This is a genomic window from Klebsiella sp. K-3, from assembly GCF_051207495.1.
Classification (GTDB): domain Bacteria; phylum Pseudomonadota; class Gammaproteobacteria; order Enterobacterales; family Enterobacteriaceae; genus Klebsiella; species Klebsiella aerogenes.
Window position 1 is genome coordinate 15297 of the sequence record NZ_JBPNXF010000020.1, and the last position, 18681, is coordinate 33977.

14 protein-coding genes are annotated in these 18681 nt (G+C 53.5%); 5 read left to right on the forward strand and 9 right to left on the reverse strand.

Features of this window, described 5'->3' with window-relative positions; translation table 11 throughout:
• Position 1 precedes the first annotated feature (1 nt).
• The 5 genes from thiG (at position 2) to ACSEMK_RS23165 (ending at position 4551) form a co-directional block, all read left to right on the forward strand.
• Entirely contained in the window at positions 2-772 is a 771-nt protein-coding gene (thiG, locus tag ACSEMK_RS23145; RefSeq protein ID WP_087859255.1) for a thiazole synthase, read from the forward strand.
• The gene (thiH, locus tag ACSEMK_RS23150) at positions 769-1902 is read left to right on the forward strand and encodes a 2-iminoacetate synthase ThiH (RefSeq protein WP_430915537.1); all 1134 of its coding nucleotides are present in this window, start codon (positions 769-771) and stop codon (positions 1900-1902) included. The genes thiG and thiH overlap by 4 nt, the downstream gene beginning before the upstream one ends.
• A gap of 314 nt (positions 1903-2216) precedes the next feature.
• Entirely contained in the window at positions 2217-3749 is a 1533-nt protein-coding gene (locus ACSEMK_RS23155) for a sensor domain-containing diguanylate cyclase (RefSeq protein WP_213795086.1), read from the forward strand.
• Between the two features lie 175 nt (positions 3750-3924).
• Complete coding sequence (locus tag ACSEMK_RS23160) at positions 3925-4230, forward strand: PTS sugar transporter subunit IIB (protein ID WP_045380683.1); 306 nt, start codon at positions 3925-3927, stop codon at positions 4228-4230.
• Between the two features lie 3 nt (positions 4231-4233).
• Positions 4234-4551 carry a PTS lactose/cellobiose transporter subunit IIA gene (locus ACSEMK_RS23165; RefSeq protein ID WP_015704005.1) on the forward strand — a complete coding sequence of 106 codons (318 nt, stop codon included), beginning with the start codon at positions 4234-4236 and terminating at the stop codon, positions 4549-4551.
• Between the two features lie 42 nt (positions 4552-4593).
• Here ACSEMK_RS23165 and ACSEMK_RS23170 read toward each other — a convergent pair whose 3' ends face one another.
• The 9 genes from ACSEMK_RS23170 to secE all read right to left on the reverse strand — a co-directional run bounded on the left by ACSEMK_RS23170 (position 4594) and on the right by secE (position 18427).
• The gene (locus ACSEMK_RS23170; protein ID WP_213795085.1) at positions 4594-5934 is read right to left on the reverse strand and encodes an anaerobic C4-dicarboxylate transporter; all 1341 of its coding nucleotides are present in this window, start codon (positions 5932-5934) and stop codon (positions 4594-4596) included.
• Positions 5935-6330: 396 nt separating this feature from the next.
• Entirely contained in the window at positions 6331-10554 is a 4224-nt protein-coding gene (rpoC, locus tag ACSEMK_RS23175; protein WP_045397360.1) for a DNA-directed RNA polymerase subunit beta', read from the reverse strand.
• Between the two features lie 76 nt (positions 10555-10630).
• Entirely contained in the window at positions 10631-14659 is a 4029-nt protein-coding gene (gene rpoB, locus ACSEMK_RS23180; RefSeq protein ID WP_015704004.1) for a DNA-directed RNA polymerase subunit beta, read from the reverse strand.
• A gap of 324 nt (positions 14660-14983) precedes the next feature.
• Complete coding sequence (gene rplL / locus ACSEMK_RS23185; RefSeq protein ID WP_087859253.1) at positions 14984-15349, reverse strand: 50S ribosomal protein L7/L12; 366 nt, start codon at positions 15347-15349, stop codon at positions 14984-14986.
• 66 nt (positions 15350-15415) lie between these two features.
• Positions 15416-15913: a 50S ribosomal protein L10 gene (gene rplJ, locus ACSEMK_RS23190; RefSeq protein WP_004097644.1), complete on the reverse strand. Its 498-nt coding sequence runs from the start codon at positions 15911-15913 to the stop codon at positions 15416-15418.
• A 290-nt stretch (positions 15914-16203) separates the two neighbouring features.
• The gene (gene rplA / locus ACSEMK_RS23195) at positions 16204-16908 is read right to left on the reverse strand and encodes a 50S ribosomal protein L1 (protein WP_015368826.1); all 705 of its coding nucleotides are present in this window, start codon (positions 16906-16908) and stop codon (positions 16204-16206) included.
• 3 nt (positions 16909-16911) lie between these two features.
• Positions 16912-17340, reverse strand: coding sequence for a 50S ribosomal protein L11 (rplK, locus tag ACSEMK_RS23200; protein WP_020079906.1), 429 nt, complete (start codon positions 17338-17340; stop codon positions 16912-16914).
• Positions 17341-17496: 156 nt separating this feature from the next.
• Complete coding sequence (gene nusG, locus ACSEMK_RS23205; RefSeq protein ID WP_007665882.1) at positions 17497-18042, reverse strand: transcription termination/antitermination protein NusG; 546 nt, start codon at positions 18040-18042, stop codon at positions 17497-17499.
• A gap of 1 nt (position 18043) precedes the next feature.
• Positions 18044-18427, reverse strand: coding sequence for a preprotein translocase subunit SecE (gene secE, locus ACSEMK_RS23210; protein ID WP_015368827.1), 384 nt, complete (start codon positions 18425-18427; stop codon positions 18044-18046).
• Between the last annotated feature and the right edge of the window lie 254 nt (positions 18428-18681).

The following is an 18681-nucleotide window of genomic DNA, read 5'->3' on the forward strand; positions in this document are numbered from 1 at the left end:
TATGTTACGTATTGCTGATAAGACATTTGAATCCCACCTTTTTACCGGAACCGGCAAATTCGCCGCCCCAGAGGTGATGGTCGAGGCGATTCGCGCCTCGGGAAGCCAGCTGGTGACGCTGGCGATGAAGCGCGTCGATTTACGCCAGCATAATGACGCGATTCTCGCGCCGCTGCTGGCGGCGGGCGTTAACCTGCTGCCGAATACCTCAGGCGCCAAGACGGCGGAAGAAGCGGTTTTTGCCGCCCGCCTGGCGCGGGAAGCCTTAGGCACCCACTGGCTGAAACTGGAGATCCACCCGGACGCCCGCTGGCTGCTGCCTGACCCCATTGAAACCCTGAAGGCGGCGGAGCTGCTGGTGCGCGAAGGGTTTGTCGTCCTGCCCTATTGCGGCGCCGACCCGGTCCTGTGCAAACGGCTGGAAGAGGTCGGCTGCGCGGCGGTGATGCCGCTGGGCGCGCCGATAGGCTCCAACCAAGGGCTGGAAACCAAAGCCATGCTGGAGATTATTATCGAACAGGCGACGGTACCGGTGGTGGTTGATGCCGGGATTGGCGTGCCAAGCCACGCGGCGCAGGCGCTGGAGATGGGCGCTGATGCGGTACTGGTCAACACCGCCATTGCCGTCGCCGACGATCCTGTCGCCATGGCTCGCGCCTTCCGCATGGCGGTCGATGCCGGATTGCTGGCGCGTCAGGCCGGACCGGGAACGCGCAGTACTCAGGCGCAGGCCACCAGCCCGCTGACCGGCTTTCTGGAGGCGCTGGCATGAAAACTTTTAGCGATCGCTGGCGGCAGCTGGAGTGGGATGACATCCGCCTGCGCATCAACAGCAAAACCGCCGCCGACGTCGAACGGGCGCTGGCGGCAAAGCAGCTCACCCGCGATGATATGATGGCCCTGCTCTCTCCTGCCGCGGCCGATTACCTTGAACCGCTGGCCCAACGCGCGCAGCGCCTCACCCGCCAGCGCTTCGGCAACACCGTCAGCTTTTACGTACCGCTGTATTTGTCCAACCTGTGCGCCAACGACTGTACCTACTGCGGCTTCTCAATGAGTAATCGCATTAAGCGCAAGACGCTGGATGCAGCAGAGATTGCCCGCGAATGCACTGCAATCCGCGATTTAGGCTTTGAGCATTTGTTACTGGTCACCGGCGAACATCAGAGTAAGGTTGGAATGGATTATTTCCGCCAGCATCTACCATCCATCCGCCGCCAGTTTGCCTCGCTGCATATGGAAGTGCAGCCGCTGGCGACCGACGAGTATGCCGAACTAAAAACGCTGGGGCTTGATGGGGTGATGGTCTATCAGGAGACCTACCATGAAGGCATGTATGCCCAGCATCACTTGAAAGGTAAAAAGCAGGATTTCTTCTGGCGTCTGGATACGCCGGATCGGCTGGGCGAAGCGGGGATCGACAAGATCGGCCTCGGCGCGCTCATTGGTCTTTCCGACAGCTGGCGGGTGGACTGCTTTATGGTCGCCGAACATCTGCTGTGGCTACAGCAGCGCTACTGGCGCAGCCGCTACTCTATCTCCTTCCCGCGTTTACGCCCTTGCGCCGGAGGCATTACGCCAGCCTCATTAATGGACGAACGTCAGCTGGTGCAGACGATTTGCGCTTTCCGCCTGCTGGCGCCGGAGGTTGAGCTGTCGCTATCGACCCGTGAATCACCGTGGTTCCGCGACCGGGTGATCCCGCTGGCGATTAACAACGTTAGCGCGTTCTCCAAAACCCAGCCCGGCGGCTACGCCGACGATCATCCGGAACTTGAGCAATTTGCGCCACACGACGATCGCCGCCCTGAAGAAGTCGCCAGCGCGCTGACCGCCCGTGGTCTGCAGCCGGTATGGAAAGACTGGGATAGCTGGCTGGGACGCGCCTCGCAATCATCATAAAGCATGCTGCAAGCAGCTGATTATTTTGCGTGCCTGCACGAGAGATGAAAAACGGAGGCTCGCCGAACTGCCGTCGTTTTTCTATTCTGCCCTGGTCAGCAGCGGACGCTGACCAGGGCGAATTTTTCTTTCCTCTCTTCGCCCTGCCTCTACCGTCCGCACTGCCGCAAACATATTGTTATCGAATATTAATCACGATGCTGAGCGCACTCAGCGTTATAATTTAGCGATAGTTACCTGATTCGCTAAGCAGGCATGCTGGCTTAACCTGCGTCTAAACCCACGGTTTATAAATCCCGGACGATTAACAACTTATGGCACGCCACAACAGAAAGCTCTCTTTTACTACGCCAATCGTAGTGGGGTTTGCGGGGATTTTGCTCAGTTTTTTACTGATTGCAATCTTTGTTACCGCGACGCAAAAGAAAAACTTTCTTGAAGATTATCATCATATTAACCGTAACTTCACCCATAACCTTGCGGTGAACTACACCGAATCGCTGCTGCGCGAGAATGACTACATTCTGGCGCGCGCGACGAAATACTTTGCCCGTGACGATGCGCTCAATATCGCCGTAAATGTCAATCCGCAAAAGGGTCTGGACGACTTGATGCGTCTGCAGGAGCTGATGCCGACAGTCTCCTCCATTTCGCTTGCCGATACTCTCGGCCATTATCTGCGCGCTCCCGAAGTGATGGAAGGCGATGAGAGCCGCACGTTTGATCCGAAAACGCGCCCCTGGTTTATTCGTCAGGCGGAAGCCAGTACATTCAGTCTCTATACTACTCCTTACCTTGACTACTTCACCCACCATCCTACCGTCACCGTCTACCGGCCTGTCATTTCGCCGCAGGGGAGGCTTAAAGGTAGCCTGGCGTTTCATATGGATCTGACCTCGATGGGCTACGCGTTACGGCAGATTGTCTCGCCGGTACAGGGGGAGTTTTTTGTCGTACAACGCGACGGCAAAGTGGTGATCCATCCCGATACCGGCGCGCTATTTAAAACCTACGTTAGCGCGGAACTGATGGACAAAATGACCAGCGCGGAAGGCCAACTTTATGATGAGGAACATAAGGCCTGGTACTACTACTATTCCTTTACCAACCCCGACTGGTTCGTTATTTTCCGCGTCACCGATACCACCCTTGCCGACCTGACGCGCTATGAAACCGATATTGTCGCCTGGGGTTTCGCCCTCGCCGCCATTGTCATCGTCCTGTTCGGGCTGTATCTGCGCCACGCTTCGCGTACCGTACTGATGAACATCATTAACGCCATTAAGACCGGCGACGTCAAACGCGCGCCGCGGCTGGAAGCCATGCTCAGCAAGGCTATCGAGAGCAATAAGCAGCGCGAGCTCACCTATGTCCGCCAGGCCACCATCGATGCGCTAACCGGCTGCAAAAACCGTCGCGCCTTCGACAGCGATATCGCCGCGCTGATGAACGATCACCAGCCTTTCGCCCTCGCGTTGGTCGATATCGATAACTTTAAATCAATTAACGATACCTGGGGCCATCTCAATGGCGACATCGTGCTGCGCAACGTCGCGCGTGAAGGGATACAGATCCTGCAGCCGCAGGAGATCTCGCTTTACCGCTACGGCGGCGAAGAGTTTGCCGTCATCTTCCCTGCCGAACATATCGACAATGCGCTCACCATTCTGGAGAGCTGGCGTCTTAACGTTGCCAGCCGAACCTGGCGCGAAGAAGGATTAACCGTCACCTTTAGCGCCGGCCTCGGGGAATGGAATATGGAGCCGCTGGAAAAACTGGTCGTTAGCGTGGATGAAGCGTTGTATAAGGCCAAACAGCAGGGCAAGAACCGAATCGTTCGCGCCTGAGCATAACTCCCTGATAGCCCGCTTTTGCGGGCCTTTTTATCTCTGCCGCTGCAAAATTGAAACCGGTTTCATTTTTTGTGATGTTTTACACACAATCATGGTGAAGCGGTTGTGCCGCGCCGCCGCCCGCGATAAAGATGATGCATCAAGGAACATACATAAGGGCGATGAAACTATGAAGAATATCGTTTTATGCTGTGCCGCAGGAATGTCCACCAGCATGCTGGTGCAACGCATGAAAGACGCCGCGCAAAAGAAAGGCATCGAAGTCTCGATCAAAGCCGTGCCGGTAGCGGAGTTCAAGGATAACCTGGCCGCGGCGGATATTATCCTGCTCGGCCCACAGGTGAAGTATGAGCAGGCGAAATTACAGGCGCTAGCCGACCCGGTCGGTAAAAAGGTCGCCGTTATCGATATGATGGATTACGGCATGATGAAAGGCGATGCCGTTCTGGATAAAGCCCTGAAGCTGATGGAGTAAGGCATGGAAGATTTAGAGACGATTATCATGGAGCTGCTGGTCAACGCCGGCTCCGCGCGCAGTTCTGCCCTCACCGCCCTACAGCAGGCGCGTAAAGGCGATTTCGCCGCCGCCGAACAGGCTATGGCAGACTCACACGAGTTTGTGAAGCATGCGCATAAAATCCAGACCCAGCTTATCGGCCTGGATGAAGGCAGCGGCAAGCTGCCGGTGAACCTGATTACCGTGCACTCGCAGGACCATCTGATGAACGCGATGGTGATTCAGGATTTAGCGACCGATATGATCGAACTGTATCGCCGCCTGCCGCCCGCACAATAATCCCGATGAATCATCAGGCGCCGCCAGCGGCGCCTGTCTCACTTACAGAAAACCGTACATCGCCGCGAACACCCAGCCAAAGACGCAAGAAACGCTCACGCCAATTAATCCCGGCAGGATAAAGCTATGGTTTATGACGAAGCGGCCAATATGGGTCGTGCCTGAACGGTCAAACTGAATCGCCGCCAGATCGCTTGGGTAGGTCGGCAGGATATAATAGCCGTAGCAGGCGGGCGCGGAAGCGACGATATAGGCCGGGTCAACGCCGATCGCCAGCGCTACCGGAACAATCGCCGCCAGCGCCGCCGCCTGGGAGTTGACGAACTTCGATACCAATAACAGCACGATAGCGTAGGCCCACGGGTACTCCTTCACCATCTCTCCGAGCACGCCTTTAATCTCGGTCATGTGCGCGCCGAACATGGTTTCCGCCATCCATGCGATACCATATACCGCGACGATAGCGATCATCCCCGAGCGGAAAACCTCATTTTTTGAAATCGATGCCGGGTTAGTTTTGGTAATGATGATGATAAGCGCCCCGGAGAGCAGCATAAACATCTGGATCACCAGTACCATTGAGAGAGGCTTATCATCGAACGCCGGACGCAGTTCGGAAAACGCGCCCAACAGCGCCACCACGGCAATTGAGGCAAGGAAGATCCACATCGCAATCCAGTTGCTGGTCGGCAGCTTTTTATCCAATAGCGTGGCCGTATCGCCATAAACATAATGACGGTTTTCCGGTATCGCAATAAACGCCTGGAAGGTCTCGTCTTTATCAAGGTCCTTACCGCGGAACCAACTGAAGATACCAATCGCCAGGATCCCCAGCAGCGTTGACGGAATGGTTATCGCCAGTAGATCGAGAAACTCAAGATGCTTACCGTTAAAGGTAAAGTTTCCGAGCATCGCCACCAGCGAGACCACCGCCACCGAAACCGGGCTGGCAATGATCCCCATCTGGGCGCCAATCGAGCTCGCCGCCATCGGCCGTTCCGGGCGAATATTATTTTTAATCGCCACGTCGTAAATAATTGGCAGGATCGTATACACCACGTGCCCGGTACCGCACAGGATCGTCAACGTACAGGTGACGAATGGCGCGACGATAGAAACATATTTGGGATTGCGCCGCAGGAGCTTCTCGGCAATCTGCAGCATCACGTCTAAACCGCCGGATGCCTGTAGCGTCGCCGAGGCGGCCACCACCGCGATAATGACCAGCATGACATCAACCGGTGGCTTTCCTGGTTTAAGATGAAAGACAAAAACTAAGATAACTAAGCCAATGCCGCCTAAAAGACCGAGCGCAATACCACCCTTTTTCGCGCCGTAGAACAGACAAATTAAGATAATGATGAGCTGTATAGCAAATTCCATGCATCCCCCAGAAGCTATCCATTAAATAACGACAATACTCTCCGTTTTATTTTTATTTTTGCTCACCTCCTCCATTGCCTTTTAACAGGCGCAGCGAACCCCTCAGTTGCAGTAAACCGAAAAGGACTGGGAAAGTAATCACATGATTCTTTGAGTGTTTTGACTATATAGCGTTTGCGGCGCTTATTTTTTGATACATGTAGAATTTTTATCCATCGATTAGTGATGGCATAAAGAAATAGCAAATAGATAATTATCAAGAATGTTTAATTTGCTAATTAATTGCGGCAATTACATTAAATAAATGTAATTCAGTTTAGGTGAAATAAATCGACAGATAATAAAAAAGCCAGTCAGGAAACCTGACTGGCTTTTAAGCGCTTAGCGAATCAACGATTAATCGTTGTCAGAACCGCCCAAGCCTGCGTTCAGCAGTTCTGCCAGGTTGGCAGACGCTTCTTCTACGCTCACCTGCGGTGCAGCCGGCTGCTCGCCTGCTGCGCGACGGCGCATACGATCCTGGTGGTACGCATAACCGGTACCCGCCGGGATCAGACGACCCACGATGACGTTCTCTTTCAGACCGCGCAGTTCGTCGCGTTTGCCCGCAACGGCTGCTTCGGTCAGCACGCGAGTGGTCTCCTGGAACGATGCCGCGGAGATGAAGGACTCGGTTGCCAGAGACGCTTTGGTGATACCCAGCAGGTCGCGGGAATAGGTTGCCGCAACTTTGCCATTCGCTTCAAGCTCGCGGTTAGCGATCTTAACGCGGGAGTATTCAACCTGCTCGCCTTCGAGGAAGTCAGAGCTACCAGCACTTTCGATGGTCGCTTTACGCAGCATCTGACGAACGATAACTTCAATGTGCTTATCGTTAATCTTAACGCCTTGCAGACGATAAACGTCCTGCACTTCGTTGGTGATGTAACGCGTTACCGCGTGTACGCCACGAAGACGCAGAATGTCGTGCGGCGCTTCCGGACCGTCGGAAACCACGTCACCACGTTCTACACGTTCACCTTCGAACACGTTCAGCTGACGCCATTTCGGGATCATCTCTTCGTACGGTTCGCTACCGTCTACCGGGGTGATAACCAGACGACGTTTCCCTTTGGTTTCTTTACCGAAGGAAATGATGCCGCTGATTTCAGCCAGGATTGCCGGCTCTTTCGGACGACGTGCTTCGAACAGATCCGCAACGCGCGGCAGACCACCGGTGATGTCCTTGGTACCGCCAGATTCCTGCGGTACACGCGCCAGGGTGTCACCAGAGCTGATCTGTACGCCATCTTCCAGCTGAACAATCGCTTTACCCGGCAGGAAGTACTGAGCAGGCATATCGGTGCCTGGGATCAGAACGTCGTTGCCCTGAGCATCAACAATTTTCAGCGCCGGACGCAGATCTTTACCACCGGAGGTACGTTCTGCGGAATCCAGAACCACCAGCGAAGACAGACCGGTCAGCTCGTCGGTCTGACGAGTAATGGTCTGGCCGTCGATCATGTCAGTGAAGCGGACAAAACCACTCACTTCGGTGATAACCGGCATGGTATGCGGATCCCAGTTTGCAACGGTTTCACCGCCAGCAACCTGTTCGCCATCGCCTTTAGCCATAACGGAGCCGTAAGGCACTTTATAGCTTTCTTTCGTACGACCGAATTCGTCGATCAGCTTCAGTTCGGTGTTACGAGAGGTGATAACCAGTTTACCGCTGGAGTTCACAACCGACTTCGCGTTGCTCAGACGGATGCTACCTTTGTTTTTCACCTGGATGCTGGATTCAGCAGCCGCACGAGATGCCGCACCACCGATGTGGAACGTACGCATCGTCAGCTGTGTACCCGGCTCACCGATGGACTGTGCCGCGATAACGCCGATAGCCTCACCTTTGTTGATGATGTGGCCACGCGCCAGGTCACGACCGTAGCAGTGCGCACATACACCAAAGTCGGTGTCACAGGATACAACGGAACGAACTTTGACGGAGTCAACGGAGTTCTCTTCCAGCAGATCACACCAGTGCTCGTGCAGCAGCGTGTTGCGTGGAACCAGAATGTCCGCGGTACCCGGCTTCAGAACGTCTTCAGCAGTCACACGACCCAGTACGCGATCGCGCAGCGGCTCTTTAACATCGCCACCTTCGATAACCGGCGTCATGGTGATGCCTTCCAGGGTGCCGCAGTCGTCTTCAGTGACAACCAGGTCCTGCGCAACGTCAACCAGACGACGAGTCAGGTAACCGGAGTTCGCTGTCTTCAGTGCGGTATCCGCCAGACCTTTACGAGCACCGTGGGTGGAGATGAAGTACTGGAGTACGTTCAGACCTTCACGGAAGTTCGCGGTGATCGGCGTTTCGATGATGGAGCCATCCGGCTTCGCCATCAGACCACGCATACCAGCCAGCTGACGAATCTGTGCAGCAGAACCACGCGCACCGGAGTCGGCCATCATGTAGATGCTGTTGAAGGAAACCTGCTGCTCTTCCTGACCGTCACGGTTAATAACGGTTTCGGTTTGCAGGTTATCCATCATCGCTTTGGATACACGATCGTTCGCCGCAGCCCAGATATCGATAACTTTGTTGTAGCGTTCGCCCGCGGTGACCAGACCAGACTGGAACTGTTCCTGAATCTCAGCAACTTCAGCTTCCGCTTCGCTGATGATTTCGTATTTTTTCTCCGGGATGACCATGTCATCGATACCAACGGATGCACCTGAACGCGCTGCATAAGCAAAGCCGGTGTACATCGTCTGGTCCGCAAAAATAACGGTCGGTTTCAGACCCAGAATACGGTAACAGGTGTTCAGCATCTTGGAGATCGCTTTCTTACCGAGCGCCTGGTTCACGATAGAGAACGGCAGACCTTTCGGTACGATCATCCACAGAATGGCACGGCCAATGGTCGTGTCTTTCAGGCTGGTCTTCGCGACGAACTCACCATTGTCGTCTTTTTCGTATTCGGTGATACGCACTTTAACGCGCGCATGCAGAGAGGCCAGACCGGCGCGATAAATACGCTCCGCTTCTTTCGGGCCAGTCAGCACCATGCCTTCGCCTTTGGCGTTAACACAGTCACGGGTCATGTAGTACAGACCCAGTACAACGTCCTGAGACGGAACGATGATTGGTTCGCCGTTCGCCGGGGACAGGATGTTGTTGGTAGACATCATCAGCGCACGCGCTTCCAGCTGGGCTTCCAGCGTCAGCGGTACGTGAACAGCCATCTGGTCACCATCGAAGTCGGCGTTATATGCCGCACAAACCAGCGGGTGCAGCTGAATAGCTTTACCTTCGATCAGAACCGGTTCGAATGCCTGGATACCCAAACGGTGCAGTGTTGGCGCACGGTTCAGCAGTACCGGGTGTTCGCGGATAACTTCGTCCAGGATATCCCAAACGACAGCTTCTTCGCGCTCAACCATTTTCTTAGCGGCTTTGATGGTGGTGGCCAGGCCACGCAGTTCCAGCTTGCCGTAGATGAACGGTTTGAACAGCTCCAGCGCCATTTTCTTCGGCAGACCGCACTGATGCAGACGCAGGTATGGACCTACGGTGATTACAGAACGACCGGAGTAGTCAACACGCTTACCGAGCAGGTTCTGACGGAAACGACCCTGTTTACCTTTGATCATATCGGCCAAAGATTTCAGAGGACGTTTGTTGGAACCGGTGATCGCACGACCGCGACGACCGTTATCCAGCAGGGCGTCGACCGCTTCCTGCAGCATACGTTTTTCGTTGCGTACGATGATGTCCGGCGCAGCCAGATCCAGCAGACGTTTCAGACGGTTGTTACGGTTAATGACGCGACGATACAGATCGTTCAGGTCAGAAGTCGCAAAACGACCGCCATCCAGCGGAACCAGCGGACGCAGATCTGGCGGCAGAACCGGCAGAACGGTCAGGATCATCCACTCCGGCTTGTTGCCAGATTGAACGAACGCTTCCAGCAGCTTAATGCGCTTGGTCAGCTTTTTACGCTTGGTTTCGGAGTTGGTTTCGTTCAGCTCTTCACGCAGCTGCTCGCACTCTTGCTCCAGGTCCATGCTTTTCAGCAGGGCCTGAATAGCTTCGGCGCCCATCTTCGCGTCGAATTCGTCACCGAACTCTTCCAGCGCGTCCAGGTACTGCTCTTCAGTCAGAATCTGGTTGCGTTCGAGGTTGGTCATGCCACCTTCGATAACAACATAAGATTCAAAGTACAGTACGCGTTCGATATCACGCAGCGGCATATCCAGCAGCAGACCGATACGGGACGGCAGAGACTTCAGGAACCAGATGTGGGCAGTCGGAGACGCCAGCTCGATGTGGCCCATGCGCTCACGACGCACTTTGGTCTGGGTCACTTCAACGCCGCACTTCTCACAGATAACACCACGGTGTTTCAGGCGCTTGTACTTACCGCACAGGCACTCATAGTCTTTTACTGGCCCGAAAATACGAGCGCAGAACAGACCGTCACGTTCTGGCTTGAACGTACGGTAGTTAATGGTTTCCGGCTTTTTAACTTCACCGAAAGACCATGAACGGATCATGTCTGGCGATGCCAGAGCAATTTTGATCGCATCAAACTCTTCGGTTTTAGTTTGCGCTTTCAGAAACTTTAATAAGTCTTTCACGGATTTGCTCCCGTCGGAGTTAGCACAATCTGGCGCCGGGTTTTACCCCGGCACCAGTGACCTGTTTGAGCGAGAGTTACTCGTCTTCCAGTTCGATGTTGATGCCCAGCGAGCGGATTTCTTTCAACAGTACGTTGAAGGATTCCGGCATGCCCGGTTCCATCTGGTGGTTGCCGTCCACGATGTTTTTATACATCTTGGTACGACCGTTCACGTCATCAGACTTAACGGTGAGCATTTCCTGCAGGGTGTAGGCCGCGCCGTATGCTTCCAGCGCCCACACTTCCATCTCACCGAAGCGCTGACCACCGAACTGCGCCTTACCACCCAGCGGCTGCTGAGTAACCAGGCTATAAGAACCGGTGGAACGAGCGTGCATTTTGTCGTCGACCAGGTGGTTCAGTTTCAGCATGTACATGTAACCCACGGTTACCGGACGTTCGAACTGTTCACCGGTGCGGCCGTCAAACAGAGTGATCTGACCGGAAGTCGGCAGGTCGCCCAGCTGCAGCAGCTCTTTGATTTCAGCTTCTTTCGCACCGTCGAATACCGGCGTTGCGATCGGCATGCCTTTACGCAGGTTTTCAGCCAGACGCAGAACTTCTTCATCGCTGAAGGTATTCAGGTCAACTTTCTGGCGAACGTCAGCGCCCAGATCGTAAGCACGCTGGATGAATTCGCGCAGTTTCGCGACTTCTTGCTGCTGTTTCAGCATGGCGTTGATCTTATCGCCGATACCTTTGGCAGCCATACCCAGGTGAGTTTCCAGGATCTGACCGATGTTCATACGAGACGGTACGCCCAGCGGGTTTAGTACGATATCTACCGGCGTACCGTTAGCATCGTGCGGCATATCTTCGATCGGGTTGATCTTAGAGATAACACCCTTGTTACCGTGACGACCTGCCATCTTATCACCAGGCTGGATACGACGTTTAACGGCCAGGTATACCTTAACAATCTTCAGCACGCCCGGTGCCAGATCGTCGCCTTGGGTGATTTTACGGCGTTTCGCTTCGAGTTTTTTCTCGAACTCGTGTTTCAGTTCGTCATACTGCTCAGCCAGTTGCTCCAGCTGATTTTGTTTCTCTTCGTCGGTCAGGCCCAGTTCCAGCCAGCGATCGCGCGGCAGTTTGTCGAGCTTGTCAGCTTCAACGCCACCGGCAACCAGCACAGCGTAGATACGGCTGAACAGACCAGCTTCGAGGATCTGCAGTTCTTCAGACAGGTCTTTTTTAGCCTGCTTCAGCTGCATCTCTTCGATCTCAAGAGCACGCTTGTCTTTTTCTACGCCGTCACGGGTAAACACCTGAACGTCGATAACGGTACCAGAGACACCGTTCGGTACGCGCAGAGAAGAGTCTTTAACGTCAGACGCTTTCTCACCGAAGATCGCGCGCAGCAGTTTCTCTTCCGGAGTCAGCTGGGTTTCACCTTTCGGGGTTACCTTACCAACCAGAATGTCGCCGCCGGTCACTTCCGCACCGATATAAACGATACCGGATTCATCCAGTTTAGAGAGCGCAGCTTCACCCACGTTCGGGATGTCAGCGGTGATCTCTTCCGGCCCCAGCTTGGTGTCACGGGACACGCATGCCAGTTCCTGAATGTGGATGGTGGTGAAACGGTCTTCCTGGACAACACGCTCGGATACGAGGATGGAGTCTTCGAAGTTGTAGCCGTTCCACGGCATGAACGCTACGCGCATGTTCTGACCCAGCGCCAGTTCACCGAGGTCGGTGGACGGGCCGTCGGCCAGGACGTCGCCGCGTTCAATTGGTTCACCCAGGGACACGCAAGGCATCTGGTTGATGCAGGTGTTCTGGTTAGAACGGGTGTACTTGGTCAGGTTATAGATGTCGATACCTGCTTCGCCCGGGTACATCTCGTCTTCGTTAACTTTGATAACGATACGGGAAGCATCCACGTACTGAACGGTACCGCCACGTTTAGCCACCGCAGTAACACCGGAGTCAACGGCAACAGCACGTTCCATACCGGTACCAACCAGCGGCTTATCAGCGCGCAGAGTCGGAACCGCCTGACGTTGCATGTTCGCACCCATCAATGCACGGTTGGCGTCATCGTGTTCCAGGAACGGGATCAGGGACGCACCGACGGATACCACCTGCTGGGTGGATACGTCCATGTAGTCAACCTGGTCGCGGCTGAACAAGCTGGATTCGCCTTTACTACGGCAGGTAACCAGATCTTCAACAAAGTGGCCTTCGTCATCCAGGTTGGAGTTCGCCTGAGCAATGACGTAGTTACCTTCTTCGATAGCAGACAGGTAATGAATTTCGTCGGTAACAACACCGTCGGTCACTTTACGATACGGGGTCTCGAGGAAACCGTATTCGTTAGTCTGTGCGTACACGGACAGGGAGTTGATCAGACCGATGTTCGGACCTTCAGGCGTTTCGATTGGACATACGCGACCGTAGTGAGTCGGGTGTACGTCTCGAACTTCGAAGCCTGCGCGTTCACGGGTCAGACCGCCTGGGCCGAGTGCGGAGATACGACGTTTGTGCGTAATCTCAGACAGCGGGTTGTTCTGGTCCATAAACTGGGACAGCTGGCTGGAACCAAAGAACTCTTTCACTGCTGCGGAAATCGGCTTGGCGTTGATCATATCCTGAGGCATCAGGGTATCCAGATCGCCCAGAGACAGACGCTCTTTAACCGCACGCTCTACACGCACCAGGCCAACGCGGAACTGGTTTTCCGCCATTTCGCCAACGGAACGGATACGACGGTTGCCGAGGTGGTCGATATCATCGACTTCGCCTTTACCGTTACGGATATCGATGAGCTTCTTCATCACTTCGATGATGTCGTCTTTGCTCAGGATACCGGAACCTTCGATTTCGTCGCGCAGCAGAGAACGGTTGAACTTCATACGACCAACCGCGGACAGATCGTAGCGGTCTTCGGAGAAGAACAGGTTCTCAAACAGGCTTTCAGCCGCTTCACGAGTCGGCGGCTCACCCGGGCGCATCATGCGGTAGATTTCTACCAGCGCGCTCAGACGATCGTTGGTTGGGTCGACGCGTACAGTTTCAGAAATGTACGGACCGTGGTCCAGATCGTTGGTGAACAGCGTTTCGATACGCTTGTGGCCGGACTGGCTCAGTTTAGCCAGCAGATCCAGGCTCAGCTCCATGTTCGCCGGGCAGATCAGTTCGCCAGTCGCTTCGTCGATGTAGTCTTTAGAAGCAACTTTGCCCGCGATGTACTCAACCGGAACTTCGATATGTTTGATATCGTCTTTTTCCAGTTGGCGAATATGGCGCGCGGTAATACGACGGCCTTTCTCAACGTACACTTTACCGTTGGCTTCGATATCGAAGGAGGCGGTTTCACCGCGCAGACGCTCCGGTACCAGCTCCATCTGCAGCTTGTTGTCGCGAATTTCAAAGACCACTTTCTCGAAGAACAGGTCAAGGATCTGCTCAGTGGTGTAATTCAGCGCGCGCAGAATGATGGTTGCAGGCAGTTTACGACGACGGTCGATACGAACGAACAGGTTGTCTTTCGGGTCGAATTCGAAGTCCAGCCAGGAACCACGGTAAGGGATGATACGTGCGTTATACAGGACCTTACCGGAAGAGTGAGTCTTACCTTTGTCACTGTCAAAGAAGACGCCCGGGCTACGGTGCAGCTGAGAAACGATAACACGCTCGGTACCGTTGATAACGAAGGTACCATTGTCGGTCATGAGCGGGATTTCGCCCATGTAGACTTCTTGTTCTTTAATGTCTTTAACGGTGCCTTCCGGCGCTTCGCGCTCGTAGATCACCAGACGCAGTTTCACGCGCAGCGGTGCGGAATACGTCACGCCACGGATCTGACATTCTTTAACATCAAAAACAGGTTCGCCCAGACGGTAGCTGACGTATTGCAGCTCTGAATTACCGCTGTAGCTCTGAATCGGGAATACGGAACGGAAGGCTGCTTCCAGACCATACTGCCCTTCAGGATCTTGCTCGATAAACTTCTGGAACGAGTCAAGCTGGATAGAAAGGAGATAAGGCACATCCAGAACTTGTGGACGTTTACCAAAATCCTTACGAATACGTTTTTTCTCGGTATAGGAGTAAACCATAGGGTTCCTCAGCTCGCTGACAAGTCGACCCATCTGCCCGGAAAGGGCAGTTTTTTATGCAACACTATTTTGTTGACCGGAAAATGGAACACTTTCCGCAATGCCTGTTGCTATCACGCTTAAACCATTTCATTGCGATTTACACAGCCCAGGAACCCTAACCTGTCGCAGTATATTAAGTCGTCGATAGAAACAAGCATTGTGAGGCAAACCAGCAGTCAAACAGTGTGAAATGCTACTGGCGCCTTACAGCGCAAAAAGGCTGGTGACTAAAAAGTCACCAGCCTCAGCCTAATTTCTCAGGCTGCAACCGGAAGGGTTGGCTTATTTAACTTCAACTTCAGCGCCAGCTTCTTCCAGAGATTTTTTCAGAGCTTCAGCGTCGTCTTTGCTGATGCCTTCTTTCAGAGCAGCCGGTGCAGCTTCTACCAGGTCTTTAGCTTCTTTCAGACCCAGGCCAGTCGCGCCACGTACTGCTTTGATAACAGCAACTTTGTTAGCGCCAGCAGCTTTCAGAATTACGTCGAATTCAGTTTTTTCTTCAGCAGCTTCAGCCGGGCCAGCAGCTACAGCTACAGCAGCAGCAGCGGAAACACCGAATTTTTCTTCCATTGCAGAGATCAGCTCAACAACGTCCATTACGGACATAGCGGATACTGCTTCAATGATTTGATCTTTAGTGATAGACATTTAAATTGTTCCTGAATATCAGAATAAGTTTATACGTAAGCGAGTGCTTTACAAAGATAACTGCGATTAAGCAGCTTCTTTCGCATCGCGTACAGCAGCCAGAGTACGAACCAGTTTGCCAGCCGAAGCTTCTTTCATGGTTGCCATCAGGCGTGCAATTGCTTCTTCGTAGGTCGGCAGAGTTGCCAGGCGGTCGATTTGCGACGCCGGGATCAGCTCACCTTCAAAGGCAGCGGCTTTGACCTCAAATTTTGCATTCGCTTTCGCGAACTCTTTGAACAGACGAGCAGCAGCGCCCGGGTGTTCCATAGAGTATGCAATCAGGGTCGGACCAACAAACGTGTCTTTCAGGCACTCGAACGGAGTACCTTCAACGACGCGGCGCAGCAGGGTGTTACGAACAACACGCATGTAAACGCCAGCTTCACGACCTGCTTTACGCAGTTCAGTCATTTTATCTACAGTTACGCCACGGGAATCCGCAACTACTGCAGACAGCGCGCCTTTGGCTACTTCGCTGACTTCAGCAACAATCGCTTGTTTGTCTTGAAGATTTAAAGCCATTAGCTTTGCTCCTGGATGTTTGCCAGAGCTTATGCTCTGGAACTCACTTCACTCTATTCAACGAATAGAGCGTCTTAATACGGTGAGCAGAAACAAGCCAGAGTATCCAAAAATAATCTTAGCGTTCTGTCACCGTCTACGCAGGGGATTAAGTTTCTTACGAAACACCTGCGGTCTTCGACGGAGGCCTGGATAGGCCAGGCTCCAACGAACAAATCTGTTAGCCGCTAACTTTCGTTAGCAAACGTGGGGGTAAGATTGTAGACAAAATCACCGCCCACGTAAAGGCATTAGTTTGCAGAAGCGTTCAGGCCAGCCTGATCTACTGCAACACCTGCACCCATGGTGGTGGAGATGCTAACTTTCTTGATGTACACGCCTTTAGCCTGAGTCGGTTTTGCTTTTTTCAGCGCAACCAGCAGAGCTTCCAGGTTTTCTTTCAGTTTGTCAGCGTCAAAGTCCACTTTACCGATGGTGGTGTGGATGATGCCGTTTTTGTCGTTACGATAACGAACCTGACCAGCTTTAGCGTTCTTAACCGCTTCAGCAACGTTAGGAGTTACGGTACCAACTTTCGGGTTTGGCATCAGGCCGCGCGGGCCCAGAACCTGACCCAGCTGGCCAACAACGCGCATTGCATCCGGGGAAGCAATAACAACGTCAAAGTTCATTTCGCCTTTCTTGATCTGGTCAGCCAGATCTTCCATACCTACCAGCTCGGCGCCTGCAGCTTTAGCAGCTTCAGCGTTCGGGCCCTGTGCAAATACGGCAACGCGAACAGAACGGCCAGTACCGTGCGGCAGTACAGTTGCACCACGTACGTTCTGGTCAGATTTACGAGCATCGATGCCCAGGTTTACAGCAACGTCAACGCTTTCAACGAACTTAGCGGTCGCCAGTTCTTTCAGCAGAGAGATGGCTTCGTTGATGTCGTACTGTTTAGTTGCATCAACTTTCTCACGAATCACGGACATGCGCTTGGTCAGTTTAGCCATTTCTTAGTCCTCCACTACCAGGCCCATGGAACGTGCAGTACCTTCGATGGAGCGAGTCATCGCTTCAATGTCGGCACCAGTCATGTCGGCAGCTTTGGTCTGCGCGATTTCCTGCAGCTGAGCGCGGGAAATTTTACCAACTTTCTCTTTGTTCGGCTTACCGGAGCCGGACTTGATACCAGCCGCTTTTTTCAGCAGAACTGCTGCCGGCGGAGTTTTGGTAACGAAAGTGAAAGAACGGTCAGCGTAAACGGTGATAACAACCGGGATTGGCAGACCTTTTTCCATGGATTCAGTTTTTGCGTTGAACGCTTTGCAGAATTCCATGATGTTAACGCCCTGCTGACCCAGTGCTGGACCAACCGGCGGACTCGGGTTTGCCATACCAGCTGCAACCTGCAGCTTGACGTAGGCTTGTACTTTCTTAGCCATTCTTAAATCCTCAAATTGGGTATTAACGCTTCAGAGAAGCTCCCCGTGATTAAACATCGTTTTACGGGCCAGGCCCATAAAAACAAAAGGCGCGAAATTGTATGCCAATTTCGCGCCCTATGCAACGATTAAATCGCTGCTTTTTTGATCGCCGGCTTACGCCTTCTCAACCTGACCGAAGTCCAGTTCTACCGGAGTCGCACGACCGAAGATAGAAACGGAAACTTTCAGGCGAGACTTCTCGTAGTCCACTTCTTCAACAACGCCGTTAAAGTCAGCAAATGGACCATCGTTGACGCGAACCATTTCGCCCGGCTCAAACAGCGTTTTCGGACGCGGCTTATCGCCAACCTGCTGCAGACGGTTCATGATGGCATCGACTTCTTTGTCGCTGATCGGCGCCGGACGGTCGGAAGTACCGCCGATGAAGCCCATCACACGCGGGACGCTGCGCACCAGGTGCCAGCTCGCGTCGTTCATGACCATCTGAACCAGAACGTAGCCTGGGAAGAATTTGCGTTCGCTTTTGCGACGCTGGCCGCCACGGATTTCAACCACTTCTTCGGTCGGAACCATGACTTCGCCAAACAACTCTTCCATGTTGTGTAATTTGATATGTTCACGCAGCGACGTAGCTACGCGACCTTCAAAACCGGAAAACGCCTGAACGACGTACCAGCGCTTTTTAGGAGCTTCAGACATCTCAGAACCTCAGGCCAGTGATAAAGGATACCAGGCGAACCAGAATACCATCCAGTCCCCACAGGATCAGTGACATTACTGCAGTTACGGCAGCAACAATCAGCGTGGTGTGCAGCGTTTCCTGGCGGGTCGGCCAGATCACTTTGCGGACTTCGGTTCTCGCTTCGCGGGCGAAGGCGACAGTCGCCTTACCTTTTGTCGTTAACAGAGCGACGCCACCGGCAGCAGCGATAAGAATCACAACAGCCAGCGCACGGATCGCCAGCATAATGTCGCGATAAAGGAAGTTGCCTACGATGGCTACGATCAGCAGCACGGCAACGATAACCCACTTCAACGCTTCCAGGCCGCGCCCGCTCCCTTGAGCTTCGGTATTCGCACTCATAAACCAACCTGTCACAAGAATTCAGACAAACATCTTCGCCCCGCGTTAAATGCGAGGCGACCAAACCGAAATGCTCTGCTGCGTTTCGGACTTTACGCCCTCTTCAGAGCCTGTCTCAGCAATGATTATGACAAAAAAAATCACTGATGAGCCAGGTTCTGGTGTGAAAGCGTGCAAAAAGGGCATCAAATGATGCCCTTTTATTGCGCATTGCGTCAAATGTTATCAGCGATTAGCCGAGAACTTTAGCAACC

Bases quoted from the DNA above. Each gene is read 5' to 3' on its own strand.
- thiG (WP_087859255.1), top strand. From the start codon at position 2: ATGTTACGTATTGCTGATAAGACATTTGAATCCCACCTTTTTACCGGA.
- thiH (WP_430915537.1), top strand. From the start codon at position 769: ATGAAAACTTTTAGCGATCGCTGGCGGCAGCTGGAGTGGGATGACATC.
- ACSEMK_RS23155 (WP_213795086.1), top strand. From the start codon at position 2,217: ATGGCACGCCACAACAGAAAGCTCTCTTTTACTACGCCAATCGTAGTG.
- ACSEMK_RS23160 (WP_045380683.1), top strand. From the start codon at position 3,925: ATGAAGAATATCGTTTTATGCTGTGCCGCAGGAATGTCCACCAGCATG.
- ACSEMK_RS23165 (WP_015704005.1), top strand. From the start codon at position 4,234: ATGGAAGATTTAGAGACGATTATCATGGAGCTGCTGGTCAACGCCGGC.
- ACSEMK_RS23170 (WP_213795085.1), bottom strand. From the start codon at position 5,934: ATGGAATTTGCTATACAGCTCATCATTATCTTAATTTGTCTGTTCTAC.
- rpoB (WP_015704004.1), bottom strand. From the start codon at position 14,659: ATGGTTTACTCCTATACCGAGAAAAAACGTATTCGTAAGGATTTTGGT.
- rplL (WP_087859253.1), bottom strand. From the start codon at position 15,349: ATGTCTATCACTAAAGATCAAATCATTGAAGCAGTATCCGCTATGTCC.
- rplJ (WP_004097644.1), bottom strand. From the start codon at position 15,913: ATGGCTTTAAATCTTCAAGACAAACAAGCGATTGTTGCTGAAGTCAGC.
- rplA (WP_015368826.1), bottom strand. From the start codon at position 16,908: ATGGCTAAACTGACCAAGCGCATGTCCGTGATTCGTGAGAAAGTTGAT.
- rplK (WP_020079906.1), bottom strand. From the start codon at position 17,340: ATGGCTAAGAAAGTACAAGCCTACGTCAAGCTGCAGGTTGCAGCTGGT.
- nusG (WP_007665882.1), bottom strand. From the start codon at position 18,042: ATGTCTGAAGCTCCTAAAAAGCGCTGGTACGTCGTTCAGGCGTTTTCC.
- secE (WP_015368827.1), bottom strand. From the start codon at position 18,427: ATGAGTGCGAATACCGAAGCTCAAGGGAGCGGGCGCGGCCTGGAAGCG.